Consider the following 26,152-nt stretch of genomic DNA (forward strand, 5'->3'; position numbering starts at 1 on the left):
AACGTCGCGTTTTGGCAACGGCGGATGCGCTGCGCTTATCCGCCCTACGCGAAGCTACGATCCCGTTTTCCGGCTATTCGATTCCGGGCGCACTCTGCTGGTGAAAATCCGTCGCCTGTTGGAACTGGTGGGCGACGTTCAACAATTTGCCTTCGGCGAAATAATTGCCAATCAACTGCAGCCCCACCGGTTTGCCATACACCTGGCCGCAGGGGATGGATAGGCCGGGTAGGCCCGCCAGGTTGGTGGGGATGGTGAAGACGTCTTCCAGGTACATGGACACCGGGTCTTTGGTTTTTGAGCCAAAGGCGAACGCCGGTGAGGGCGATGTGGGGCCGAGGATGACGTCGACTTCGCTGAAGGCGTCGACAAAGTCCTGTTTGATCAGGCGGCGCACTTGCTGAGCCTTGTTGTAGTAGGCGTCGTAGTAGCCGGCGGACAGGGCGTAGGTGCCTACCAGGATGCGGCGTTTGACTTCTTCGCCGAAGGCTTCGCTGCGCGAGCGTTCGTACAAGTCGTTCAGGTCTTTCGGGTTTTCACAGCGATAGCCGTAGCGCACGCCGTCGAAGCGCGACAGGTTGGCCGAGCACTCCGCCGGGGCGATCACGTAGTAGGCGGCGACGGCCAGGCCGGAGTGGGGCAGGCTGATGGTTTTGATGCTGGCGCCGAGGCTTTCATAGACTTTGATGGCCGCTTCTACCGCTTTGGCGGTGTCCGGGTCCAGTCCGTCGGTGAAGTATTCTTTGGGAACGCCAATTTTCAGGCCGTCGAGAGGCTTATCCAGCTCGGCGGTGTAATCCTCCAGCGGCTGGTCCACGCAGGTGGAGTCCTTGGGATCGAAGCTGGCCATGGCGTTGAGCATCAGCGCGGAGTCTTCCGCGGTGCGGGTCAGGGTGCCGGCCTGATCGAGGCTGGAGGCGAAGGCGATCATGCCCCAACGGCTGACCCGGCCATAGGTGGGCTTGAGGCCAGTGAGGCCGCACAGGGCCGCCGGCTGGCGGATGGAGCCGCCGGTGTCGGAGGCGGTGGCGCCGGGGGCCAGGTGGGCGGCCACCGAGGCGGCGGAGCCGCCGGAGGAGCCGCCCGGCACGCAGCCGGTGTCCCAGGGGTTTTTCACTGGCCCATAGAAACTCGTTTCGTTGGAGGAGCCCATGGCGAACTCGTCCATATTGGTTTTGCCCAGCATGACCGCCCCCGCCGCTTCGTAATTGTCGACGATGGTGGCGTTGTAGGGGGCAATGAAGTTGTCCAGCATTTTGGAGCCGCAGCTGGTACGCACGCCGGTGGTACAGAAGATGTCCTTGTGGGCAATGGGTACGCCGCACAGCGCGGGCGCATCCCCTTGGGCCAGCCGCTCGTCGGCTTTGGCGGCCTGGGCCAGGGCCCGCTCTTCGGTCAGGGTGATGTAGCTGTTATAGGTCGGGTCCAGGCGCTGGATGCGGTCAATATAGTGCCGGGTCAGCTCGGTGCTGGAAAACTCCCGGTTGCGCAGTCCCTGAACCAGTTGGGCAATGGTGTGTTGGTGCATTGCGATTTACATCCTCAAATAAGTGTCTGGGCTCAAGCCGCTTCAATGGCGCAGGGCGCTATAGAGGGCGGGCCGGTCAAAGGTCGGGCCGGGCGCGGCGATCATTCGATGACGCGGGGCACCAGGTAGAGCCCGTCTTCGGTCGCCGGGGCAATGGCCTGGAAGTGCTCGCGCTGATTGGGCTCGGTCACCTGATCCGCGCGCAGGCGCTGGGTGGCGTCCAGCGGGTGGGCCATGGGCTTGACGCCTGTGGTATCGACCGCCTGCAACTGGTCGACCAGATTGAGGACGTCAGAGATGCGCTCGGTGACTTGACCGACTTCATCGTCGGAAACAGCGATGCGCGCCAAATGCGCCAGCTTGGCGATGTCGGAAGAGGCGATGGCCATCAAGATGCTCCAGATTGGTGTGGCTCCGGGTCAAAAAGTGCTCAACCGGTGGCCAAAAAGGTCCAAAAGTTCGCGTTTGTGCAATAAGCCGCTAAAGTTATCACATTTGCGCCTTGCCCTAAATCCCTGCCGTTGATAGAGTGCCAGCATCTGCGCCGACGCTTCGGGCCCGCTCATGGGCCGGGCGCCCGCCAAGCCGCGTCGGGTAAAGCTGTTCAACCTCGTGTAAACTGCTTGAGCCGCGAGTGAATTCGCAGGCGGGGTGTCGGTCTAACCGCCGTCCGGACCGGGTCTGGCAGCACGGCGGACCATCCGAAAGAATTTTAGGCAGCAGGTCGGTTCCGGCCTGCTGCGAGACAGAACAATATAGGGTTGCGTGAACCAATGTTAAAACACCTGCGTGGAGCCTTTTCCAACGATCTTTCCATAGACCTGGGTACCGCCAATACACTGATCTACGTACGCGGCCGGGGCATTGTCCTGGACGAGCCGTCGGTGGTTGCCATCCGCCATCACAACGGCCACAAAATTGTCGAGGCCGTGGGCACCGAGGCCAAGCGTATGCTGGGTCGTACCCCCGGCAACATTACCGCAATCCGCCCCCTGAAAGACGGTGTCATCGCCGATTTTCAGGTCACCGAGAAAATGCTGCAGCACTTCATCAAAAAGGTACACGAGGCGAGCTGGTTCCAGCCCAGCCCCCGGGTTCTGATCAGCGTTCCCTGTCTGTCGACCGAAGTGGAAAAGCGGGCCATCCGCGAATCCGCCATGGGCGCCGGTGCCCGGGAAGTGCGCCTGATCGAGGAGCCCATGGCCGCCGCCATCGGCGCCGGTCTGAAGGTATCGGAAGCCAGCGGCTCGATGGTGGTTGATATCGGTGGTGGTACCACGGAAATCGCCGTGATCTCCCTTAACGGCGTCGTTTATTCGGATTCCGTGCGCATCGGCGGGGACCGGTTTGATGAAGCCATCGTCAATTATGTCCGCCGCCATTACGGCAGCGTCATTGGTGATGCCACGGCCGAGCGGATCAAGCAGGAAGTCGGCTGTGCCTTCGCCGGCAGCGAAGTGCGTGAAATCGACGTGCGTGGGCGCAACCTGGCCGAAGGGGTGCCGCGCAGTTTTACCCTGAACAGTGACGAGATTCTGGAAGCCCTGCAGGAGCCGCTGGCGGGCATTGTCCAGGCGGTGAAGAGCGCCCTGGAACAGTCCCCACCGGAGCTGGCGGCCGATATTGCCGAGAGTGGCGTTGTCCTGACCGGCGGTGGTGCGCTACTGCGCGACATCGATCGCCTGTTGTCCAACGAAACCGGTCTGCCCTTCATTGTGGCGGAAGATCCGCTGACCTGCGTGGCACGCGGCGGTGGCCTGGCAATGGAAATGATGGACAAACGGAATATCGATCTGCTGTCTTCCTGACGGGTTGCTGGGCCCAGAGTTAACGGGATCCACACTGAGCGGGAGAGGGTGTTATTAAAACGCTGTTTACCAAAGGCCCGGCGGTTGCCTCGCGTGCGTTGTTCTTCAGCGTGGCGGCCGTCGGCCTCATACTTGTCAGTCTCTACACCGATTGGCTGGGGCCGGTGCGCGCCCAGCTTGGTGCCGTCGCTACCCCTTTCTATTGGGTGACCAATCTGCCCCAGCGCATCGGAGCCTGGGGCGATGATACCTTTGCCAGCCGTCAGGCGCTGAGCGAGGAAAACGAAGCCCTCAAGTCCGAACTGCTGATTCTCCAGCGCAAATTGCAGCAAATGGCCGCTCTGGCCGCCGAGAACGTGCGCTTGCGTCGCCTGCTCGGTTCCAGTGACATGCTCCAGGATAACGTCCTGGTGGCGGAGCTGGTGGGAGTTTCCCCCAATCCACTGAGCCACTCCGTGGTCATCAATAAAGGCGCCCGAGACGGCGTCTATATGGGGCAGCCGGTGCTGGATGCCTTTGGCCTCATGGGGCAGGTGGTGGAGGCCAACCCGGACAGCAGCCGGGTGCTGTTGATCACGGACACCAGTCATGCGCTGCCGGTGCAGGTCAATCGCAACGGCGTTCGCGCGATTGCCGAGGGCACCGGGCACATCAACCGCCTGCGCCTTCGCCACGTATCCAACACCACCGATATCCGGGTCGGCGATCTGCTGGTCAGCTCCGGGCTGGGGGACCGCTTCCCGGTGGGTTATCCGGTGGCCGAGGTCGAGCAGGTGGTCCGGGATCCCGGGCAATCATTTTCAACGGTCATCGCCCGCCCTATGGCGCGCCTTGACCGCAGCCGACACCTGCTGTTGGTCTTTGCTGGCGGCGCGTCCGAGCGCAGCGGCGTCGAGCAACCCGCCCCGGAGCTTCCGCTTGAAGAGGCCGAGGGCGAGGCCAATGATTGATCTGACCCGGGGCCACAATCGCTGGCTGGTGCTGGTGGCTCTCTTGCTGGCCCTGACGTTGGCGGTTTATCCGCTGCCTCTGGATTGGCGCTGGTGGCGCCCGGAGTTTGTCATGCTGGTGGTGGTCTATTGGGTGTTTACCCTGCCCGATCATGTCAGCCTGACCCAGGTCGCTCTGCTGGGTCTGATTCAGGATCTGGTGGAGGGTACGCCACTCGGACAGCATGCGCTGGGTTTGGTGATCGTAACTTACATTGCGCTGCAATCCTATCGCCGGTTTGGCAACTACGCCCTCTGGCAGCAGGCCTGTTGGGTGTTTGTCCTGGTCGGCATTGCCCAGATGACCAGCAATTGGGTTCACAGCCTGGCCGGGGGGCATGTGTCAGGCCTGCAGTTCCTGTACCCGGCACTGGTCAGCGCGGTGCTATGGCCTCTGGTCCACATCGGTTTTGGGGGTCTGCGTCACCGCTACCGCATCCAGTAGCAGGGGCGCCAGTGCTGGCCCACACAACAGACGCAGGAGAGATGTGACAATGACGGATCTGTATCTGGCATCCCAATCCCCGCGCCGCCGCGAGTTGCTCGGTCAATTGGGTGTGCAGTTTGAGCCCCTGACGCTGTCGGTACCGGAAGAGCGGGGGGTGGATGAGCCGCCGGCTCAGTACGTTGAGCGTCTGGCGCTGGAGAAGGCCCGGGCGGGTCTGGCCCTGCTTGGTGAGTTGGGGCTGCCGGCGGCGCCGGTGCTGGGGTCCGATACCATCGGGGTCTGTCTGGGAAAGGTGCTGGAAAAGCCCCTCGGGCGTGACCATGCCCTGACCATGTGGCGGCTGATGTCCGGGCGTGAGCACCAGGTGATGACCGCCGTCGCGGTCTGCTCGCCGGAGCGCGAAGCGGTCTGCCGCGTTACCACCACCGTCTGGTTTCGGGCCCTCGACGAGCGCGAGATGGAGGCCTATTGGGCCTCCGGCGAGCCCCGTGATAAAGCTGGCGGATACGGCATCCAGGGCCTGGGCGGTGTCTGGGTGGATCGAATCGAAGGTAGTTACAGTGCGGTTGTGGGTCTGCCAATGGCTCAGACCGCCGAGCTGCTCAACCAATTTCAGGTGCCTTGGTGGGGCCATCCCGCCGGCGTACCCAAAGGCGAGCGTCCATGAGTGAAGAACTACTGATCAATGTCTCTCCCGTGGAAACCCGGGTGGCCCTGGTGGAAAACGGGGTAGTCCAGGAATTACACATCGAGCGCAGTCACGGCAAGGGCTACGTCGGCAACATCTACAAAGGAAAAGTGGTCCGGGTGCTACCCGGCATGCAGGCGGCGTTTGTGGAAATCGGGCTGGCCCGCACCGCCTTTATTCACGCTTCGGATATGGCCGAGACGGATGACGATGAGGGTCGCCGCGGAGAGGTGCCGGACATCCGTGCTCTGGTGCGCGAAGGCCAAACCCTGCTGGTGCAGGTCAGTAAAGACCCCATCGGCACCAAGGGCGCTCGCCTGACGACCAACCTCAGTCTGTCTTCCCGTTATCTGGTCTACATGCCCAACAGTGCCCACATCGGGGTGTCGACCCGCATTGACGATGACGCCGAACGTCAGCGGCTGCGCGGACAGGTCGAATCGCTTGCCGAGGAGGCCGGTGTGTCCGGTGGCTTCATCCTGCGCACCGTGGCCGAGGGCGTCGGGGCGGACGAGCTGCGCAATGACATCGACTTCCTGCAGAAGCTGTGGCTCGATTTTCAGGATAAGTGCACCAATGCCCCGGTGCCCAGCGCCATTCACACCGACATGCCGCTATTTCTGCGCGCCCTGCGGGATCTGGCCCGGGCACCGATCGAGAAAATCCGGGTGGATTCGCGCATGAGCTGGACCCAGATGCGCGAATTCGCCACCAGTTACTACCCTGAGCTGGTGGATCTGATTGAATGCTACAGTGGCGAACGCCCTTTGCTTGACCTGTACGGTGTTGAGGATGAAATTGCCCGGGCGCTGGACACCCGAGTGCCGCTAAAGTCCAATGGTTACCTGATTGTCGAGCAGACCGAAGCCATGACCACCGTGGATGTGAACACCGGTGCGTTCGTGGGGCGGCGCAATCTGGAAGAGACCATCTTCAAAACCAATATGGAGGCGGCCAGTGCGATTGTGCGACAATTGCGGCTGCGCAACCTCGGGGGGATCATCATCCTCGACTTCATCGATATGAAGGACCCGGAGCACGAGCGTCAGGTGCTGCGGACGCTGGAAAAAGCCCTGGAAAAAGACCACGCCAAGACCAGCATCACCGGGGTGTCCGAGCTGGGGCTGGTGGAAATGACCCGCAAGCGCACCCGGGAATCCCTCGGCCAGATGCTCTGCGAGCCCTGCCCGCTGTGCTCGGGGCGGGGCCTGGTCAAGTCGGCCGAGACGGTGTGTTATGAGATTTTCCGGGAAATTCTGCGCGAGGCGCGCGCGTACGATAATGACAAGTTCCTGGTGCTGGCCTCCCAGTTGGTGGTGGATCGCCTGCTCGATGAAGAGGCGGCTTACGTGGCCGATCTGGAGGCCTTTATTGGCCGCACCATTGAATTCCAGGTCGAGAGTCTGTTTACCCAGGAACAGTACGACATTGTGCTGGTCTGATGATCAACCCGGGTAGAGAGGCAGATTCTGGCGCCCCGGCCGTTCCGTCGACCGGTTTGAGGAAACCCTCAGGTATGTTTCGGTGTTAGCTTACCTACTGAAAAAATTTTACATCCTCTGCGCCGTGCTGATTATCGCCCTGGCAGTGGTGGTGCAGTCAGGGCGGAGCCTGTTTCCGCTCCTGGCCAACTACGACCGGCAGCTGACGGAGTATCTATCGGAGCAATTGGATCTGTCCGTGTCGGTTGGGCGCCTCACGGCCGACTGGCAGGAGCTGAAACCCAGCCTCACCCTTTACGAGCTGAGTGTCAGTGATCAGGAGGGGCGCCCCCTACTCAAGGCCGACCGGGTCCTGCTTCGACTGAACCTGGTCAGCAGCGCGCTGGAAGGGCGACTGGCTTGGGACAAGATCGTGCTGCGTCGCCCCCAACTTTCCCTGTCCCAGGGGACCGATGGGTATTGGGGTCTGCCAGACTTCGTCTCCGATCAGGAGCGCCCCGCCGCCGATGAACCGCTCGCGCCAGACGATCTGCTCACCCTGTTCGAAGTCGGCACGCGAGTCGAGCTGCTCGATGCCAGTATTGCCCTGTCTTTTGCCAGCGGTCACCAGCAGACCTTCTCCGCCCCGTACCTGTTACTGGAGCATGAGGGGGACTTCCACCGGCTCTCCTTGCAGGTGGACCTGGAAGGACGGGACCGTGCCCTGGTGGCCATTCTCGAAGGCCGGGGCGATCCGCGAGACCCGAAAAACTTCCATACCGAAGGCTATCTGAACCTGCGTGACTTCCCCACCCTGGAGCCCCTGACCGCGATCGGTGGCATTCTGGTGGGCGAAAGCGAACATCGTGACTGGTACCGGGAAGGGCGAATGAACGCCAGCCTCTGGTTCTCCAGCCAGGAAGACGGTGGCGGGTACGACTGGGTCGGCAATCTGGGGCTGGACGACGTTGCTCTGCCGTTGGAAGAACTCACACTGGACCGGGTCAGCGCCACCATCGGCGGCGAATGGCGTCGCTCCGGTCGGTGGCAGGTGGCGTTGCAGGATCTCTCGGCGGAATGGCGCGATCGGGCTCTGGAGCCGCTGCAGGTCTCCGTGTCCACTGCCCGGACCAACGCTCCGATCCACTGGATGATCGATCACATCGATCTGCGCTACTGGACCACCCTGGCGGACCAGCTTGGATTGCTGGGGGACGGTCGCCTGCAGGAAGTGGTGCGTACCCTCAATCCCCAGGGCGACGTCCGGCATCTGCAGCTTACGGTGCCCCAGGACGACTGGCGGGGTTGGGAGCTGATGGCCGAGCTGGGAGACGTAGCCGTGGAACCCTGGCAGGGCGTTCCGGGCCTGAACGGTGTGACCGGGTTTGTCGAGGCCAATCAGCGCGGTGGCCATGTCGATCTGGATAGCCGCAACGGTTTCGAGATGTTCTTTGCCAAAACCTACGACGAGCCCATGACGTATCAGAGCGCCCGCGGTCAGGTCGCCTGGCACTTGCGGCCGGACGAGAACCAGATTTACGTCAATAGCGGGCCGCTGTCATTGCGTGGGCCGGGCGAGTCCGCTACGGGCAGCATGTGGTTGTCGCTGCCCTGGGAGCGTAACACCGGTGATATCGACCTGTACCTGGATATCCGTGGCGAGGACCTGAACGCCAATGTGTACGACAAGTACCTGCCCAAGGTGGTCCCGGCCTCGCTGACCGATTGGCTCGCTCGCAGCCTCGGTGACAATAACCCTGGCACGGCCCGCTCGGCGCACTTTCTGTTCCGTGGCACTCTGAACCGTCCGGGCCAACCGCGCGTGCGCAGCTACCAACTGGCACTGGAAATGGCCGGCGCGGACCTCAACTATCATCCGGACTGGCCGCCGCTCAGTGGCCTGACCGGTCAGCTCATGCTCGATAACAACCGGGTCGATGCCCGAGTGGAGCAGGCCCGGCTGTACAACAGTACTCTGGAAAATGCTCGGATTCAGGTGGCAGAGAACCCCGTGGGCCAGGGGCTGTTATTGAACATTGACGGACAGCTGCAGGCGCTGGCCAGTGATGGACTGCAACTGCTCAGAGAGGGTTACCTGCGCCGATACGTCGGTGACAACATGGATGCCTGGAGCGTACAGGGCACCATTGATGCCGAGCTGGATCTGGCTATCCCCCTGCAACCGGATCAGCCCGGGGCCGCCCAACAGGTGGCGATGGATCTGACCTTGCCCCGACTGACCATGAACGACCTCAATTTGAGTGCACGGGATCTGTCGGGTCCACTCCGATACGACAATGAGCAGGGGCTGAGCAGTGAGGGACTGGCCGGGGAGCTGTTTGGCGAACCGCTCACGCTCACCATCGCCAGCCGGCAGGAGCAGGATAGGTCGGTGACGGCCATTGATCTCAATGGTCGGGCCTCTGGCGCGGTGTTGGCGGAGTGGGCTCAGCGCCCTGCACTGCAATTTCTGGATGGCACATTTGCGTTCGGCGGCGAGCTGGAACTCAGTCATTACCGGGACCCCGAGCCCCATCGCGACCAACAGCTGGCGGCTTTCACGCTCAGCTCGGATCTGCGCGGAGTTTCGCTGAATGTCCCGGCACCGATCGGAAAGACGGCCGAGCAGACCCGGGAGCTTACCGCCAGCGTGATTCTGGGACGTCAGAGTGCGCAGGCCGAGTTGTACTACAACGATCATTTGCAGGCCCGGGCCCAGATTGATCTCGAGCGGCAACAATTGCAGCGGGTCAGCGTGGGCCTGGGGGTGCCAGCACAACTGCCGGAGGCTCCCGGCGTGCATCTGAGCGGCGCCATGGAGACGCTGGATTTGGAGGGATGGCAGGATCTGCTTCGTCGCTATCAGGATCTGGTCGCGGACGATGAACAGCCGGCACCGGAGACCGCCTTTGAGGGGCTCCCGGTCGAAGTGGACCTGGCGTTGGCCCGGTATTCACTGGGCCCATTGGAACTGGAAGAGATTGAGCTTGGGGCCGTCTCCACCGAGCGCGGCTGGCGCCTGACCTTCACCAACCCCGAGCTGGCGGGTGAACTCGACTGGGCGCCGGGGCAGCCTCTGGCGCTGCATCTGGCCCGGGTTGATCTGCCCCGGTCGGTGCTGGAGTCGGCCGTCGGTGCGACGGAGTTGGCTGACCCATTTGATCCCAGGAGCCTGCCCGAGGCCCAGGTCAGCATCGAGTCGCTCATGCTCGGAGGTGAGGATTACGGTCAGTGGGAGTTCCGGTTGGCCCCGGGAGATCAGGGGGTCATTGTCGATCAGTTGCAAGGCAGTATTCGCGGCCTGACCGTCACCGGCCAGGATGAAGACACGGGCGCCCGACTGCTCTGGTCGCAGGCTGAAGACACTCCCGAGCGGACCTACCTCGCCGCCAGCCTGCGCGCCGGCAACCTGTCGGAAGTGATGCAGCGCTGGGGGCAGTCCGATATTCTCGAAAGTGAATCGGCCAACTATCGGCTCGACATCAGTTGGGCCGGGGCGCCTCAGGCGTTTGATCTCGAGACGCTGGAGGGCGACGTCCGGTTCAACGTGACCTCTGGGCGCTTCAAACGCAATCCGGCCGCCGGTAGCGACGGCATTCTGCGGCTTTTTGCGGTGCTCAATTTCGACTCCCTGGCGCGCCGGCTGCGGCTGGATTTTTCCGACCTCTATCAAAGTGGTCTGGCCTACGACAGTATTGAAGGGCTCATGACCTTCGACAAAGGGACGCTGGTGTTTTCCGAGCCGGTGCAGGTACGCAGCCCCTCCAGTCGCCTGCAACTGGCCGGTCGCGCCAATCTGGTGGATGAAACCCTCGACACCCGGCTGATCGCGACGCTGCCCGTTGCCGGTAACCTGACTTTCCTGACTGCCGTGGCGGCGGGGCTGCCCGCGGCGGCCGGGGTATTTCTGGTCAGCAAGCTGTTCGAGAAGCAGGTGGACCAGGCAACCAGCATCAGTTACACCATTCGCGGAGATTGGGATGATCCGACCATCAAGTTTGATCGAATGTTTGAGGGTGGGGCTGGTCTAACGACAGAGAACGGCTCCACAGAGCCTCAATCCCCCGAGGAGCCCTGATATGCGCTACATCAATCAGCATCGAATTCTGGCCAGCCTGCTGCCCCTGACGCTGGGGCTGCTGTTGCTGGCGGCCCTGCCGGCGGCGTCCCAACCGGCCGTAGAGCAGGCCCGTGCCTGGATCAAAGCCGGCGAAAATCTGGAGCAGATCGACCAGAGCACCTGGCGTGAACTGCTGACCGACGAGCAGTACGACATTCTCTGGGAAAAAGGCACGGAGCGGGCCTACACCGGCGAGCTGCTGGATAACAAGCGAGATGGCGTCTACGTTACCGCCGGGTGCCGGATTCCGGTGTTCGACTCCCGGCACAAGTATGATTCCGGCACCGGGTGGCCCAGCTTCTGGACCGTCTTTGAGGACGACAATATCCGGCTCGAGGATGATTACAGTTGGTTTGGCCGCCGTCGGGTGGAAGTGCTCTCCGCCTGCGGCGAACACCTGGGACACGTGTTCCCTGACGGTCCGGAGCCCACTGGAAAACGCTACTGCATCAACTCCCTGGCTCTGGAATTCGTCCCCCGCGAGGAGTGGCAGGCCGAGCAGAGCCGCCGAACCGACTGACCGGCTGGGGCTCCTGTTTCCCGGCAGATTGTGATAACGTTCGCAGACCCTGAGGCGAGCGGACCCTAGACTGCCCGCTCTTTATGGAAAGCCGTGACCCAACGGTTGGGCCTGACAACGACACAATAAGATCATGTTGCAATCCATCGCTCGAACTCGGCGCTTTTGGGTGCCTGCTCTCGTTCTGCTGGTCTCGTTACTGGTGTACGGTGTGAACTACGGTTCGCCCAAGGCCATGTTCTGGGACGAAAACTATCATGTGACCTCCGGACAGAAATACCTGGACGGCACCCTGTTCATGGAGCTGCACCCGCCCCTGGGCAAGCTGCTCATCGCCGCCGGGGAAAAGCTCTTCGGAGGCAACGAAGACCTCGACAAAAGCCGCTTCAACCGCACCGATTACCTGCAGGGCTCCGCCGTCCCGGAGGGAATGAGCTACACCGGGTTCCGCTTCGCCTCGACCTTCCTGATGGCCCTGTCCGTGCTCTTTTTCTACGGTATTGTCTGGCGCATCACTCGACGGGTCTGGGTCGCCGCCGGTTTCAGCGCACTGCTGATTTTTGATAATGCGTTGGTGGTCCACTCCCGCGCTGCCATGCTCGAGGGCATACAACTCTTTTTCATCCTTGCTGCACTTTATTACTTTGTCCATGTGCTCACCAGGACCAGACCCATCCGCTTGCCCCAGTACGCCATTCTGGGGGTATTGGTGGGGCTGGTGGTATCGGTAAAACTCAACGGGGCGGTTCTGCTGCTGCTGTTTGTCATGCTCTGGGGCGTGGATCAGTGGGAGAACCTCAAGGCCTTTCGCTGGAAAGCGTTGCTGCAGCGACTCGCCACCACTGTGCCCTCGGCCGTACTGCCGTTGCTGGCTGTCTTTGCGAGCATTCTGTATGTGCATATTGCTCTGGGCGAAAACATTGTGGGCAACCGCACCTACAAGGCGTCGGAGCCCTACCTCGAAGAGGTGCGGGCCGGTCGCAGCCATAGCCTCAGCGCCTTCTATCACGGTTTTCAGGACAATCTGCGTTACATGCTGGAATACTCCGACGGTGTGGCCCGGCTGGACATCTGCAAACCCGGCGAGAACGGCAGTTACGCGATTGGCTGGCCCCTGGGGAACAAAAGCATCAATTACCGGTGGGATAAAAACACCGTCGATGGCGAAGTGCAGGTCCGCTACATTCAGATTATTGCCAACCCGATTGTCTGGTTTTCGGTTGCCCTGGGGGTGATCTTGTCCCTCGGGCTGGCGATCAGCCGGTTTGTCTACGGCAACCCGGTCAAAGACGAGCGCCAGTTTTACTGGGTCATGGCATTTACCACGCTGTATGCGAGCTACATGATCGCCATATTGCAGATCGAGCGGGTCATGTACCTCTATCACTACCTGGTGCCCCTGGTATTCGGCATGCTCAATCTGGCCATGTTGTTCACCTATATCTTCCGCGATGAGGTGCTCGCCAACCGGCGGCACACCATGGTGAACCTCGGGTTGTTTGTGGTGTTGGTGGTGGCGATGTTTGCCTACTTCTCCCCGTTTACCTATGGGCTGCCCATCAATGAAGACCAGTTCGAGGCGCGCAACTGGTTTCATCTCTGGCAAATGAACGTGGTGCGATGATCATGCGGACCTGGTGGAATAAAAATACCGTACTGACTTTGCTGCTCGCGCTGGTGGCTCTGGCTATCGTGGTGCGAATCACGCCGCCCTACGTTCCCAAAGTGGTGGGGCTGACGCTGGTCAAGAACAAGGAGGCCATCCGGCGCATTGACCAGGAGCGGGAGGTCGACTTCCAGCGCACCCTCTGGGTGGACCGCCTGGACCTGTCCCGAAAAAACCAGCTACGCCACACCAAGCTGGGGCAAATAGGCTATGCCGACAACTTCTTTGTGGATATCGATCATACCTTCGAGGTGCTGGTGCCGGGGGAGTATCGCTTTCTGATTGGCAGTGACGACGGTTTTATCGCCAAGGTGGACGGGCGGGAAATCTGTCGGTTCAACCGGGATCGAGGGTACCGCAAGCAGAGTTGTCGGGCGCGGCTGGATGAAGGTGAACACCGGTTTGAGCTGACCTATTTCCAGGGTGGTGGACACGCCGGTTTGACCGTGGAGTATCGGTTGAAAGACGGTACTCAGGCCTATTTCTTTGGTGAGGATTCAGAGTTGATGCGTTTCTGATACCCAGGGGGAGCGCGCATCATCAATGGGGCAATCGGGGATAAAAAAAGCCCCCGAAACCGGGGGCCAAAAGAAAAGCGGGTTGAGGCCGGAGCCTCAGGTCTAACAAGGGGCAAGCGCCCCGAATCTTGCAACAGCTCGCGTCTTAGTTGGACGCCAGCTTGAATTGACGTACCGCCTGGTTGAAAGAGTCGGCGTAGGCTTTCAACTCTTCCACCGCCTGACGCTTCTCGCGGTTGCTCATGCTTGAGCAGTTCAGGAATGCTTCCTGAGCTTGAACATACTGCTTCACTTCATTGTTGGTTTTGACCATCTGCGCGGTCACTGCCGTTGCCGGATCCGGGATCGCGGGCTTATTGGCCGGCGCTTCACAAGCCAGGGCGGAAACACTGAACAGAGCGGATGCGCAAACAGCAAACAAAAACTTTTTCATAGTAAAACACCTGAATATTTTAACCGTCGGCCCTGCGGAGATATTAGCCGCGGAACCATATTTGACTGACTAGGTCTGTGACCGACTTCGCAACTTCCTGATCACGGGGCGCATTCTCCCACATGGATCATTGTTTCAAAAGGTTCTAAAAAGAACATTTTGTTATCGACATAAAGAATAAACAGGGAAAAAGTTATCAATCTTCCATGAAATGGTCACATTTACCCTGAAAGTGCTGGAAGGTTGACGCGCGACGGAATGCGGGTGGGTGTTTCAGGAATCCTGACGAAAAGTTGGCGGCTCCGGAAGGTTGGAAATAATACCCTTCCGGAGGTTTCGGGTCGACGGTGTTTGGGGGTCCGTGTTACCGGTCGATACCCAGCGCACTCAGTGTGTTCGGGTCTGGGAAGCCGTCCGGCACCAGATCCCGTTCACTCTGGAATCGACTCAGGGCCTGGCGGGTAGCGGGCCCCCAGATGCCATCCACCTTGCCCGCCTCATGGCCTTCGGCATTGAGTTTTTCCTGAATGGCCATTACCTGGTCCCGATTCAGCCGCGGGCTGTCTTCCGGGGGCGTTTTGCTCAGTGTGCCTGCGCCGGCAATCCGGTCCGCCAAATGGCCCACGGCCAGGGCGTAGTACTCGGACTGGTTCCAACCCATGATCACCTTGAAGTTGTCGTACACCAGGAAAGCCGGGCCTCGATGGCCGGACGGTACCAGCAGGGCGGCTTCGATATCCGCGGAGGGCAGGGTGGTGCCATTGGTCTGGCGAATGCCCATCTCGTGCCACTCCGACAGCGGGCGGCGCTGTTTCAGGCCGGCTTCCAGGTACGGGAAGTTCTCCGGCAGGCGGACTTCCCGCCCCCAGCGGTATTCGTCGTCCCAGCCCATGCTGCTGAGAAAATTGGCCGCCGAGCCCATGGCATCCGACAGGCTGTTCCATAGGTCCCGCTTGCCGTCATTGTCATAGTCCACGGCGTGGCGAATAAACACCGACGGCATAAATTGCACATGCCCCATGGCGCCCGCCCAGGAGCCTTCCATACGCTCCGGTGCAATGGCCCCTTCGTCAACGATGCGCAGGGCCGACATCAACTCCCGGGTAAAGTAGGTGCTGCGGCGCTCGTCGCAGGCCAGTGTGGCCAGCGAGTCGAGTACGGACATCTTGCCGAAGTAGCGGCCAAAGTTGGTTTCCAGGCCCCAAAAGGCCACCAGATAGGGTGCGGGTACGCCGTACTCCCGCTCGACCCGGGCGAGCAGGTCCCGATGCTCGCGTAGAAGGCGACGACCGTCCGCCACTCGCTGGTCGGTGACGCGGCGACCCAAGTAGTCAGAGAAAGGCGTGGTGAATTCCGGTTGGCGGCGATCCAGTTCAATCACCCGCTCGACCCACTTCAGATTGGCCAGGCTATCGCGGACGATCGCAGAGTCCAGCCCCTGGGTTTTGGCCTCCTGGGAGAAGCGCTCGATACACTGGGCAAAATCCTCCTGGCTCATGGCCTGGGACGGTGCGCTGGCACTGAGTGCAATCGCACCCGTCAACAATAACGAACCCCAATACATACATACTCCAATGGGATAAAAAATGGCCCCGTGTGGATCGCTCCGGGGTGGAAGTGGCTCTGCGCCTGAAATTGACCAGTGCGAATGCGCCGTGCCATGATTCCGCTGGTCAATAAAGCATAATGCAATGAGAGAAATCAACCATGAGACAACGCACACTTCTGGCCGCGCTCGGCGCGGCGAGCCTGTTTTTGTTTGGCTGTCAGTCCACTCCGTCGTCAGACTCATCTACGGTGATCGCACCCTGGGTATCCGACCTCGGGGATGGTACCTACCAGAACCCGGTCATTTACGCCGATTACTCGGACCCGGATGTGGTTCAGGTCGACGGTACTTACTACATGACCTCCTCGAGCTTCAATAGTGCCCCGGGCCTTCCGCTGTTGACCTCCAAAGACATGGTCAATTGGGAGCTGGTGGGGCACGCGGTCGACCGGCAAATCCCGCACGAGGTGTTCGATGTGCCGCAGCACGGCAATGGCATCTGGGCGCCCTGTCTGCGCTACCACGATGGCAAGTTCTGGATTTTCTGGGGCGACCCGGATTTTGGCATCTATCAGGTTCACGCCGAGGACTTTGCCGGCCCCTGGAGCGAGCCGCACCTGGTGGTGCCGGGCAAAGATGCCGGGCTTATCGACCCGACGCCGCTGTGGGACGACGACGGACAAGCCTATCTGTTGCACGGCTGGGCAAAGAGTCGCGCCGGGCTCAATAACATTCTGACCCTTCGGCGCATGGCACCGGATGCTTCGAAAGTCTACGACGAAGGCGAGACCGTGATTGACGGCTTTCAGCTGCCCGGCTATCGCACGCTGGAGGGGCCCAAGTTCTACAAGCGCAATGGCTATTACTACATCTTCGCCCCGGCCGGTGGTGTTGAGCCGGGTTGGCAGTCGGTATTCCGTGCCCGGAACGTTGAAGGCCCCTACGAGGACCGGATCGTCTTGGCCCAGGGCGACACAGAGGTCAATGGCCCACACCAGGGCGCCTGGGTGCAGACCCCGGAAGGCGATGACTGGTTCATTCATTTCCAGTCCAAAGAAACCTACGGGCGGATTGTGCACCTGCAGCCAGTGCGCTGGCGCGATGACTGGCCCGAAATGGGCCAGAACGTGAACGCCGATGGCCTCGGGGAGCCGGTGCTGCGGCACCGCAAGCCCGTGGACGGGTTCCCGGTCAAGGTGCCGGTCACCACCGATGAATTCTCCGGTGAGCGGTTGGGTGTGCAGTGGCAGTGGAACGCCAATTACTACGATGAATGGTTTTCCCTGACTGAGCGGGCGGGGCACCTGCGCCTCTTTGCCCATGACTTTGACTCCCCCAATGGCGAGGACAACCTTTGGCTGAACCCGGCGCTGGTCATGCAGAAAGTGCCCGCGCCCGCATTCACCATGACCACGGTGCTCGAAGTGAATACCCGGCATAACGGTGACCGGGCCGGCCTGGTCATGTTTGGTGAGGATTACGGATGGATCGGGCTGGAACAGCGCGATGGGCAGACCCGGCTGGTGCAGAAAACCTGTGTCGATGCCCGCACCGGGTGTGACGAACAGACTCAGGGCGACATCGCCTATGCCGGCGAGGGGCGCATTTACCTGCGGTTGCACTTTCACGATGATCAGACGGTCGATTTCGAATACAGTCTGGATGGCGACGACTACCAGCCCCTGGGTGAGCGCTTCCAAACCCGGCGGGGCCGCTGGGTGGGCGGTAAAATCGGTCTGTTCGTGGAGGGCGGCGAGGGCGCCTATGCCGACGCCGATTACTTCCGGGTGACACCTCCCGCGCGTTAAGTCCGTTTCACCCCCGGATTGTAAACAGGCCACCACTGGGTGGCCTGTTTGCGTATGCGCCGCTAAAAGGTTTATTCAGGCGACGTGAACTTGGTCATGGCCCGGCGGCTGAGCTTCTGGCAGAATATGGCGGCGTTCTTACGCGCAGATCCTACGCCTTATCAGGATGTTAAATACGGAAAAACAAGGAATCTTCTCTTATGCAGAAAATAACCAAAATTTCGCTCGTCGTATTGGTGTTGGTGGGAGTGGCCGTGGCGTTTGCCACCGGCGTTTTCACAGGCTCCCGAACCTCGGGCAACGGGCTGGATGAACTGCTCACCTTTATCCCGGCGGACAGCCCCGTGGTGGTGGTAGGGCAAACCAAGGCAGACTATACCGAGCTGTCCAACAAAACCCTTCAGAACATGAACCCCAATGATATCCAGCCGCTGATTGACCTGCTGGATGCCAGCGAAGAGGGTTCCGGTGCACAACTGGTACGCTGGTTGATCGATGACTACATTCAGACGGCGGCCACTCAGGGGCAGCAAGGTCTGGTGGATCGCTACGGTGCCAATCCCACCGGCCCTTATGGTTTCTACTTCAGCGGTGCTGCACCGGTAGTCCGCTTCTCGCTGACCAGCGCCGAGCCTCTGATGGCCGTACTGGCTGAAGCCGAGCAGGAAACCGGCGTAACCGCGGAGCAGAGCACCCTCGGAAGTGCCACCCTGTACGCCTGGTCTCTGAATGAAGAAAAGCCGGAGATCAAGCTGGGTCTGGCGCTGGATGAGCGCAGCCTGACGCTGTCTCTGCTGAACAGCAAGGATACGCCGGAGGCGCGGATGCTGCGCTTTGCCCGCCAGCCCCAGGCGGAGCCGCTGGCCGGTACCGAGCGCCTCAAACAACTGCGTAAGGACTATGCCGATGCGGACCAGTTCATGGGCTATGTGGACTTCCAGCAAATTGTGACCGCCCTGTTCTCGCCCGAGCAGAATGGCACTGGCCGTGAGCTGCGCACCTGGTTCCCGGAGTTTGAACAGGATTTCGCCCAGGACATGAGCGATGCCTGTCGTAACGACTATGTCGCGCTGGCGAGCCATATGCCGCGCATCACCATGGGCTCGGACGGCTACTCCGTCAACGGCAACGAGCTGGGGCAGGATCTGAGTTTCCTCTGGCACATCAACAACGACAGTGTGGTCACGTCTTTGCAGAAGCTGCAGGGCCATGTGCCGGGCTATGCCCGCACCGTGGATGACAAGCTGGCGGCTTACGCGCTGGGGCTGAATGTCAGTCAACTCGTGCCGGTGTTGAGCGAATTCTGGACCCAGTTCACCCAGGCCGAGTTCCAGTGCGAGCAACTGCAGGCGATGCAGCAACAAGCCCAGAGCTATAACCCGGCCATGCTCGCCATGGGTACCGCCATGGTTGATTCGGTGCGTGGTGCCGGTATTGCGCTGTTCAATCTCGAGCCCAGCGATACAACGCCAGTCGGACTCGACGGCTCCGTGCTGGTGTCCATCAGCTCTGAGAATCCGGCGGCCCTGGCCTCCATGGCCAGCTCGTTTGTGCCGGGTATGATGGGCTTGAGCATTCCCTCAGACGGCACCGCGGTGGAAATTCCCGACCCGATGGGCCTGGGCGGTAACTTTGCGGCGATCAAAGGCAAGCATCTGGTGGTCTATCGTGGCAGTGCCGGTGAAGCAGCCGCTAACAACCTGGCCGGCGAAACGCTGGAAACCAACGGGCTGTCGGCACTGGCGTTGAACCTGCGCGAGCCCATGAAAATGTTCAACACCGTTGAGCCGGTGATGCAGACCATGGGTAACCCCGGTTGTGCTGAGACCTTTGTCGGCCTGCTGAACCTTACCCAGACGCCCATTTCCATGGGGTATCAGGAAGCGTTGGGTCAGCGCGGCTGGCGTGGTGACCTGTCCATCGAAATGGAAGTGGCTGATCCTGTCACTCCGGGTGATATCGCCGGAGAGTATGAGCTGGCACTTCTGGATGACAGCAGCTGCTCCTGGGAGCCGCTCGGTCAGGAAACCCTGGGCGAGGACCAGACCGGGGGCTTCGCGTCCGAGTCGGCCGATGGCGCCTGTGATGAGTACCAGAGTGAATTCACCTGGAGTATGACCGGTCGCCTCCTGTCCCAGTCCACCCACGTTGAGCGTCAGCGCGACGCCTGTGACAGCGACTGGAACACCATGGAAACGGCGGAGAACTTCGAGTGCGGTGTGATTGCTGCCGAAGGAGACCACTTCTACTGCAGCACCATGACCGACGGTGTGACCGAGCTGTATCGGTACAGCCGCCTGTAAGTCGCGCTGGTATTGGATGTTGAACCGGGCAGGGAGGCCCGGTTATCTCACGCTTGATGGAATGGCAGTCCTCGCCAGATCCGTACTCCCTCGTTAGCGTTTCGAAATTCGGTTTACGCTGGAAATTCCCTCGCCATCCCAGATCATTTCATAATGTGCTGACTGCACCATACTTTTGACGCCCCGTGGGGTGAACAGCGCCCAGCAGGTGGCCCCCAGGTTGCGCACTGAGTGATAGCTCAGGCCTTTTTTTCCCCTCTGGCGAGCGGCGGCGCCCAGCGCCTGGCTGGCGGAGTAATCCTCGGGATCATAAATCGCGTGCTCGGGCGGAAGCCGGGTCAGATCCAGCAGGGTGTCCGAAAATCCGCACAGCAGCGAGCGAAATACCAGCCGGTCATAGCGCAGACCTTCCACCCGACTCAGGTATCGCTGCTGATGGTAGCGAACCTCGGCAATCGCCGTGGTGACGGATTCTGCCAGGTACAGTACGCCGAAGGCGCCATTGCTGAAGCGGCTGCCGTCCGGGTTTACATGAGTAAACGGTGCTACGGCGTAGGAGCAGCCTCGAATCCCGAAGGGGATCTCGTCCCGGGGGATCAGCCCCAGGTCGCCGGCCTCGGCCAGTAGCCGAGGATTGGTCAGTGCCTGCAACTGATACAGCGCCTCGAAGTCGTCCGCGTCGGCCACATCCTCAAACAGGGTGATGGGCGGAAACCGGGAGGGAATCAGCCGGTAGCTGGCCAGCGGCTCGACCCGCTGTTCCGGAGCGTCGAGCGGTGCTACCACTGTGCCCCCCGCAGTGCATCCACGCGTTTGAAGGTCTCATATAACGCCGCCAGGGAGCCGGTACTGATGACCTCCATGGGAGTTTTGCCGCTGAAGTAGGGGTTGTGGTTCTTCATACGCATAAAGCCGTAACGGTTTTCCGGGTTGTCGAATACCGTGTTCAGACCGGCATGTATGTTCAGCAGGTAGCTGATCCGGTCCAGGTGATCCCGGTCCAACTGCGCCTTTTCCGGCTGACTGCGGTACTTGTAGTAGGTTGCCTTGGGCAGGCTGAGGATAGCCAATTGCTCATTCAGGCTGCAGTCCCACTTCTCCAGAATATTGAAGGCCGCCTTGAGCCCGGCGGGGCCGAGTGGCGCGGTATCGGGCTGTTGACGGGGCGCTGTAGTTGCCATGAGTTACCTCCAAAAAAGCGGCCTGACTGCTCACCAATATTCTAATTATGAACCTTTATTATTTTTTTGTCTATATGGAGACTGGGGCGCTCGGCCGAATCAGCTGATGCTGAGTTAATGGGGTATTACGGCATCGTTATCTGGTTTAAGGATAATAGTGTGGCAAATATGCCCCATTTCAGAGAGTCATCTGGTTATCTTGCGACGGAGTTCGTCAGACCGACTAGTATACATTTGTTATGTTCTTTACGAGCGCGACGTCATAGCTTATTGTCGTGGTGACTTATAGTTGAGGCGGGCGGTAAGACCTCTTTTTAAGGTAAGCGCCTACTCGGCTCAAGTACCCAGCAAAGCCCAATAACAAATGCAAAGGCAGGAAAGTCATGAGCAAACACCCAATCCCATTTTTGAGTCAATGCCTCGCGGTCGCACTGATCGCCTTCAGCACCGCCGTCTTCGCGCAGGACGGCAAAATGTATCCGATCGACGCCCCCGATGAGCCCGGTGCCATTCCTCTGGAAACCGGAGGTGTGGAAGGGCAGACCGAGCCGGAAAGCTGGTTCCGCCAGTGGGGAGATCCCATGGCCCGCAATATTTCCAGGGCGACTCTGACGCCGGTATTGGCCGATCCGGAAAAAGCCAATGGCACCTCGGTGATCGTGGCGCCGGGCGGTGGCTTCATGTGGCTGTCCATGGGCAATGAAGGCTGGGAGGTGGCCGAGGCGCTGGCCGAACAGGGCATCAATGCCTTTGTCCTCAAGTACCGGCTGCAACCCACGGCTCCCTCCCTGGAAGACTTTGAAAACCAGATGAACCGCCGCTTCGAAGAAGCCGATGAATCCTCTGAGGGTGGTGAACAGAACGAAGCACCGGAGCGCCCGCGCTGGGACCTGTCAAACCAGATTGCAGATGTTGAGGCGGCTTATTCGATGATACTCGAGCGCGCTGATGACTGGGGCGTTGATCCTGAACGAATCGGCATGATTGGTTTCTCTGCCGGTGCAGGCCTGACTATGGCCACCGCACTCGAATCCGAAAAAGTCGAGCTGGCGTTTATTGGTCCGATTTACGGCGGTATGAATGCTGTCGATGTGCCAGAGAGTGCGCCGCCGATGTTTGCGGCCATCGCTTCCGACGACTTCCTCTTCAACGGAAAATTCGGCCTGATCGAATCCTGGTACGAAGCGGGCATTCCGGTCGAGTTCCACCTGTACCAGAATGGCGGTCACGGCTTTGGGCTGGGCAATCCGGACCGGACCAGCAACAAGTGGTTTGGTTCGTTCATGTACTGGCTGGAAGTGAATGGCTTTCTGAACTCTGCAAAAGACTGAGGGGAAACTCAAGGTCACTGCGATGAAATAGGGCTTAGCGATAAGCCCTATTTCAGTATCTACCGCCTCTGGCGTATCAGTTGGCCGTGGCGGTACAGTCCGGTGTGCTGATCGATCCATTGGCATTGCCGAGAACCCCGAAGGTGGCGGTGCTCCCTGGAGCCAGGTTGGCATTCCAGCTCAGGCTGCTGGCCACAATGTCGGACGCGCTGGCCTGTACATTGGCGCTCCAGCTATTGGTCACCTGTGGGTCCTGATCAAAACCGAGTGTGGCGACCCAGCCGTTGATGGCGCTATTGGTGTCATTGGTTACCGTTACATCCATCTGATAACCCGACCCCCACTGATTGAGCCCCGTTACGCTGCAGCCAATAGTACCGGGCGTGGGTTCCGGTTCGGGATCTGGTTCTGGCGTACCTCCGTCGGTGTCTCGTGGCGGCGTACCGTTATAGCCTTCCTGCCCTTCGTGCGTCATGCTCAGTACCAGATAGCCATCGCGAGTGGTGACGTTGCTCGGGGTGAAATCGGCGCTGTTTTCCGCAAACGTCCAGTCGGCGGTGCCCCAGCGGGAGGGATCCAGTGAATCAAAATCATCACGCCAGCTAAGCTGAAAATTCTGTCCATCCCAGCGGTGATACTCCATCCAGTTCACGTACATGTGCACCGGTAGAATGCTGTCATCGAAGGGGCCGACCCACTCGGCGATATTCGCTGGCCAGAAGTTCATGCGCGCCTGGGCGGGGCTGGTCAGGGCACTGGCCTGATTGCCATTCACTTCGCGTACCAGCTGCCCATCAATCAGCCAGCGAACCCGATCCGGGGTCCACTCAAGCGTGAACGTATGGTAGCTATCCCCCAGGCCAGACGCTGGGTGTACCTCCTCAGAGGTGATCTTGGTGCCCAGACCGGTAATGATGTTGCTCTGCCAGGCGTTGGCGCCGTCTTTGCCGAGCACCTCAATGTCTACCTCTTCCCAGAATACATCCTCGAGCTCCGAGCCTTCTTTCCAAAGGAAAAACGCCGAGATCAGGCCGCTGCCTTTACCGGCCCGCATGCGAATCACGTATTTGCCGTAGAGCTCCGAGTCCAGAGTAAACACTTCAGCGCTTTTGTAGGGTTTGGCATCTGCCAACAAAGGCGCCATGAGTAATAGCCCGAAGACGGGCACCGTGCGGGCGAGTCGCCGTAGAGAGGAAAACATAACGAACTCCTTAAAGTTATAAGAATGAAGATCGTAGGCGCCTGGCTCCCCGGGGAGAGTGGCGGCCGACCGGGCGATTTTCCGGTGGGGAGCGCGTGAGGAACAGTCTCAATAGGCGTTTTGCAGAAATTGAGACAGGGTGGGATCAGGCGGTACGAGAGCTGGCCGGCAGGCCGTCATAGTCCGGGTGGTGTTTCTGCCGGTAGGCGCATGGCGTGATGCCTTCGGTTTTCTTGAAGAACCGGTGGAAGGTGGCCTTGCTGTTGAATCCCGCCGCTCGGGCGATATCGGTAATGGTCTGATTCCTGGTTGCCGGGTCGCGTAGCTGACGTTTTACTTCCTCGAGGCGATAGCGACTGACAAAATCGTGAAAGTTCTGCTTGAAGCGGCGGTTTATGATGGTTGAGACGTCTCGCGGCGAACAGTCAACCTTTGCCGCAAAACGCTCCAGGGTAAGCTGAGGGTTCAGGTAGGTTCTATCTCGGGTCATGGCCGCTGTAATACGCGCCACGTCGGCATCGTCGATGGGGGCGGCACTGGCCGGGGGCGTGCTCTGTTGTGCTGTGAGGGTAGGGAGCGGTGTGAGCAATTCCCGGTAGAGCAAAAAGGCGACCAACGCCAGGGTGGCGTAATTGCCGACCACGCCCATGGCATCGCTGACCGGACCGGAATGCGCGCTGCCCACAAAGTGGGTAAGGGCGCTCCACAACCACACCATGGTGAAGCCGCTTACGATACAACTCTGTTCACGAAAGACGTCTTTGTCGACGATCGTCGCTGAAACTTCGTGCCTGGAGCGAACAACGATGGCCAGACACCACAGGCCATAGGCAAGCGGCAATAATTTCTTCAGGGTAATAAAGTCGTCGTAATAGGCGTTCGGCTGCTGATACAGCTGCAGGTTCAGTAGCAGGTCCCGTTGTACCGCGTGGGGAAAACGGAAGCACTCAAGGTAAAGGTATATCAGCGCCAGCACCGCAGGGGTCAGATGCCACCACTGCCAGCGGCTCAAGCGGAACCCCGGGCTCATATGTGATCTCAACTGCCAATAGAGCAGGGGCCCCAGCAGAAAGCCCACGGCGCCCAAGACGAGATACAAGTAGGGGAGCAGCGCAAACACCGGGTGGCGAATGGGCTCGGCCCAGACAATCAGGGTATTCACGGCGACCAGCGCATTGATCGCGAAAAACAACCCAAAAAAATAACCGGAGCGCTTTGGTCGACGCCAGCCGCCAATGTGTCGGGAGCCCAGCAGCGCACAGGCGATGACTGTCACAATCAACGCAATATCATGAACATTGAACAGAACGGCTTTCATCCCCATCCGGGCCTGGTCCTCATCGGTTCAGGTCTCGCAACGCTGAACGATATTAACGGCCCATGACACGGCTTACTATGAAGCTCATCGCAAATCGGGTGGGTGCGATTTACCAAGGCAGAGTTCTCTACGAGCAATAATCTGCCATTGTCTCGCTACTTACGAGCGACGATAAAGATCGAGGCCTTGTTGGGCTGCCACTCGCGCTCGATACTGAACCCCGCTCTGGTCAGTTTGGAAAGTAACGCTTCCTTGCTCAGGGTATTGACGTAAGGTGCCATGCCCACCCATTGCATAACGGGGATCAGCAATCGCCACAGGAAAAACAGGTCGCCCACCAGCGCGGTACTGGAAACGAAAACGCCGCCCGGTTTCAACAGCTTGTGGACGGTTGCGAGAGTGGCATCCACATCCTCAAGCAGATGCAGAATGTTGAGCCCCAGAATGACGTCAAAGCGTTCTTTGTCGAAGCTGAGATCATTCAATGTGCCCTGCTGGAACTGGATGTTCTCAACCCCCACATCCCGCGCCTTCTGCTCGGCGATATCGAGCATCTTCTGCGATATGTCGGTGGCGATAATCTGTCTGACATGGGGCGCGTGCACTAATGCCGTGCTTCCGGTACCGCACCCGAACTCCAGTACCGACGAGTCCGGCCGGAAGTATTCCCGGGTAATGGCCAACTTTTCCTGATACACCGCTTCGTCCCGAACCGGGCTCTTGGCGTAGCGGGGTGCGCTCTTGTCCCAAAATTCCTTCGAGGCTTTCATTGGTTCTCCTTGGGGTTCATGAAATGTTCCTCTAAAAAATTATCCAGCGTGTTTTTAGTGCCATATCCTATCGCTTATTGTGGTCAAAATGAATGTCATTGATTCTGGCCTTGAAAAACACAAAGTACTCATCAGTTCCGAAGCCATTTCCCGCATTGACCTGGTAGGGGAGTCGGAATCCCTGAATTTCCCTGAAGTCCGAAAGAATGCCGCCAAAGGGTTGAAGGCGGAATGTCTTCTCAGGGTTGGCATTGCTCCAACGCATAAATGACACATGAGTGGGTTGCCCCTCCTTGTCCATGTGAATGCTGACGGATTGGGACAAGCCTCCCGACGACAGCGTTACTCGAGCGGTATCGGTGTCAACCGCCTCCCAAGTGATGCCTGGGCCTGGAAGTAGTGCGGCGGGTGTCCAAAAGACCGCTTCAGCAACATAGCGACCAAAGGCGGAACGGGCATGATCTGAATTCCCGCCCTGGCGCGCTACCGGGATCAGACCCAGAATACGGAAGCGGGTCCAGCAACTGGAGTCTGACCCGCACATGAGCATTG

The 26,152-nt window shown here is 59.9% G+C and carries 22 protein-coding genes; 12 read left to right on the forward strand and 10 right to left on the reverse strand.

All coding sequences use genetic code 11. The features are described from left to right. Positions 1 to 73: 73 nt before the first annotated feature. A complete protein-coding gene (gene gatA, locus B3520_RS01975; protein ID WP_286875241.1) occupies positions 74 to 1,528 on the reverse strand; it encodes an Asp-tRNA(Asn)/Glu-tRNA(Gln) amidotransferase subunit GatA in 1,455 nt (484 codons plus the stop codon). A 101-nt stretch (positions 1,529 to 1,629) separates the two neighbouring features. Next, entirely contained in the window at positions 1,630 to 1,917 is a 288-nt protein-coding gene (gatC, locus tag B3520_RS01980) for an Asp-tRNA(Asn)/Glu-tRNA(Gln) amidotransferase subunit GatC (RefSeq protein WP_024460792.1), read from the reverse strand. Between the two features lie 384 nt (positions 1,918 to 2,301). On the opposite strand from gatC, the gene B3520_RS01985 reads away from it, so the two are divergent. From B3520_RS01985 to B3520_RS02025, 9 genes are all read left to right on the forward strand, one after another. Continuing rightward, a complete protein-coding gene (locus B3520_RS01985; RefSeq protein ID WP_024460791.1) occupies positions 2,302 to 3,336 on the forward strand; it encodes a rod shape-determining protein in 1,035 nt (344 codons plus the stop codon). 62 nt (positions 3,337 to 3,398) lie between these two features. Then, a complete protein-coding gene (mreC, locus tag B3520_RS01990; RefSeq protein ID WP_123637890.1) occupies positions 3,399 to 4,286 on the forward strand; it encodes a rod shape-determining protein MreC in 888 nt (295 codons plus the stop codon). Further along, positions 4,279 to 4,770, forward strand: a complete 492-nt coding sequence (mreD, locus tag B3520_RS01995; protein WP_123637889.1) for a rod shape-determining protein MreD — start codon at positions 4,279 to 4,281, stop codon at positions 4,768 to 4,770. The genes mreC and mreD overlap by 8 nt, the downstream gene beginning before the upstream one ends. A gap of 49 nt (positions 4,771 to 4,819) precedes the next feature. After that, complete coding sequence (locus B3520_RS02000) at positions 4,820 to 5,440, forward strand: Maf family protein (protein WP_339618727.1); 621 nt, start codon at positions 4,820 to 4,822, stop codon at positions 5,438 to 5,440. Then, positions 5,437 to 6,903, forward strand: coding sequence for a ribonuclease G (gene rng, locus B3520_RS02005; RefSeq protein WP_123637887.1), 1,467 nt, complete (start codon positions 5,437 to 5,439; stop codon positions 6,901 to 6,903). Before B3520_RS02000 ends, rng begins: the two co-directional genes overlap by 4 nt. Before the next feature lie 82 nt (positions 6,904 to 6,985). Further along, positions 6,986 to 10,960, forward strand: coding sequence for a YhdP family protein (locus B3520_RS02010; RefSeq protein ID WP_286805943.1), 3,975 nt, complete (start codon positions 6,986 to 6,988; stop codon positions 10,958 to 10,960). Position 10,961: 1 nt separating this feature from the next. Continuing rightward, positions 10,962 to 11,522 (forward strand): peptide-methionine (R)-S-oxide reductase MsrB, encoded by a 561-nt coding sequence (gene msrB / locus B3520_RS02015; protein ID WP_123637885.1) that lies wholly within the window; start codon positions 10,962 to 10,964, stop codon positions 11,520 to 11,522. A gap of 169 nt (positions 11,523 to 11,691) precedes the next feature. Next, a complete protein-coding gene (locus B3520_RS02020; protein ID WP_286805940.1) occupies positions 11,692 to 13,146 on the forward strand; it encodes a phospholipid carrier-dependent glycosyltransferase in 1,455 nt (484 codons plus the stop codon). 2 nt (positions 13,147 to 13,148) lie between these two features. Further along, positions 13,149 to 13,706: a serine protease gene (locus B3520_RS02025; protein WP_286805939.1), complete on the forward strand. Its 558-nt coding sequence runs from the start codon at positions 13,149 to 13,151 to the stop codon at positions 13,704 to 13,706. Positions 13,707 to 13,851: 145 nt separating this feature from the next. On the opposite strand, the gene B3520_RS02030 is transcribed toward B3520_RS02025, so the two are convergent. Together B3520_RS02030 and B3520_RS02035 are read right to left on the reverse strand one after the other, a co-directional pair. Beyond that, positions 13,852 to 14,139: a hypothetical protein gene (locus B3520_RS02030; protein WP_024460782.1), complete on the reverse strand. Its 288-nt coding sequence runs from the start codon at positions 14,137 to 14,139 to the stop codon at positions 13,852 to 13,854. 364 nt (positions 14,140 to 14,503) lie between these two features. Continuing rightward, positions 14,504 to 15,703: a lytic murein transglycosylase gene (locus B3520_RS02035; protein ID WP_286805935.1), complete on the reverse strand. Its 1,200-nt coding sequence runs from the start codon at positions 15,701 to 15,703 to the stop codon at positions 14,504 to 14,506. Positions 15,704 to 15,846: 143 nt separating this feature from the next. Between B3520_RS02035 and B3520_RS02040 the strand changes: the two genes are divergently transcribed. Both B3520_RS02040 and B3520_RS02045 read left to right on the forward strand, forming a co-directional pair. Continuing rightward, positions 15,847 to 17,496, forward strand: coding sequence for a glycoside hydrolase 43 family protein (locus tag B3520_RS02040; RefSeq protein ID WP_286805933.1), 1,650 nt, complete (start codon positions 15,847 to 15,849; stop codon positions 17,494 to 17,496). 200 nt (positions 17,497 to 17,696) lie between these two features. Then, entirely contained in the window at positions 17,697 to 19,799 is a 2,103-nt protein-coding gene (locus B3520_RS02045) for a hypothetical protein (protein WP_286805932.1), read from the forward strand. Between the two features lie 93 nt (positions 19,800 to 19,892). Here the strand turns inward: B3520_RS02045 and B3520_RS02050 are convergent, their stop codons facing one another. After that, on the reverse strand, positions 19,893 to 20,585 hold the full coding sequence (locus B3520_RS02050; RefSeq protein ID WP_286805931.1) for an RES family NAD+ phosphorylase: 693 nt from the start codon (positions 20,583 to 20,585) through the stop codon (positions 19,893 to 19,895). Then, complete coding sequence (locus tag B3520_RS02055; RefSeq protein ID WP_286805929.1) at positions 20,579 to 20,980, reverse strand: antitoxin Xre-like helix-turn-helix domain-containing protein; 402 nt, start codon at positions 20,978 to 20,980, stop codon at positions 20,579 to 20,581. Before B3520_RS02055 ends, B3520_RS02050 begins: the two co-directional genes overlap by 7 nt. Before the next feature lie 383 nt (positions 20,981 to 21,363). Between B3520_RS02055 and B3520_RS02060 the strand changes: the two genes are divergently transcribed. Then, positions 21,364 to 22,311, forward strand: coding sequence for an alpha/beta hydrolase (locus tag B3520_RS02060; protein WP_286805928.1), 948 nt, complete (start codon positions 21,364 to 21,366; stop codon positions 22,309 to 22,311). Between the two features lie 76 nt (positions 22,312 to 22,387). Here the strand turns inward: B3520_RS02060 and B3520_RS02065 are convergent, their stop codons facing one another. The 4 genes from B3520_RS02065 to B3520_RS02080 all read right to left on the reverse strand — a co-directional run. Then, positions 22,388 to 23,512: a family 16 glycosylhydrolase gene (locus B3520_RS02065; protein ID WP_286805927.1), complete on the reverse strand. Its 1,125-nt coding sequence runs from the start codon at positions 23,510 to 23,512 to the stop codon at positions 22,388 to 22,390. 145 nt (positions 23,513 to 23,657) lie between these two features. Then, a complete protein-coding gene (locus B3520_RS02070) occupies positions 23,658 to 24,830 on the reverse strand; it encodes a helix-turn-helix domain-containing protein (RefSeq protein ID WP_286805924.1) in 1,173 nt (390 codons plus the stop codon). A gap of 155 nt (positions 24,831 to 24,985) precedes the next feature. Further along, on the reverse strand, positions 24,986 to 25,600 hold the full coding sequence (locus tag B3520_RS02075; protein ID WP_286805922.1) for a class I SAM-dependent methyltransferase: 615 nt from the start codon (positions 25,598 to 25,600) through the stop codon (positions 24,986 to 24,988). Positions 25,601 to 25,667: 67 nt separating this feature from the next. After that, on the reverse strand, positions 25,668 to 26,152 hold a 485-nt coding region (locus B3520_RS02080; protein ID WP_286875244.1), incomplete at its 5' end, for a DUF6544 family protein.

It is taken from the genome of Marinimicrobium sp. UBA4509 (assembly GCF_002388575.1).
In the GTDB taxonomy this organism is placed as follows: Bacteria; Pseudomonadota; Gammaproteobacteria; order Pseudomonadales; family Cellvibrionaceae; genus Marinimicrobium; species Marinimicrobium koreense.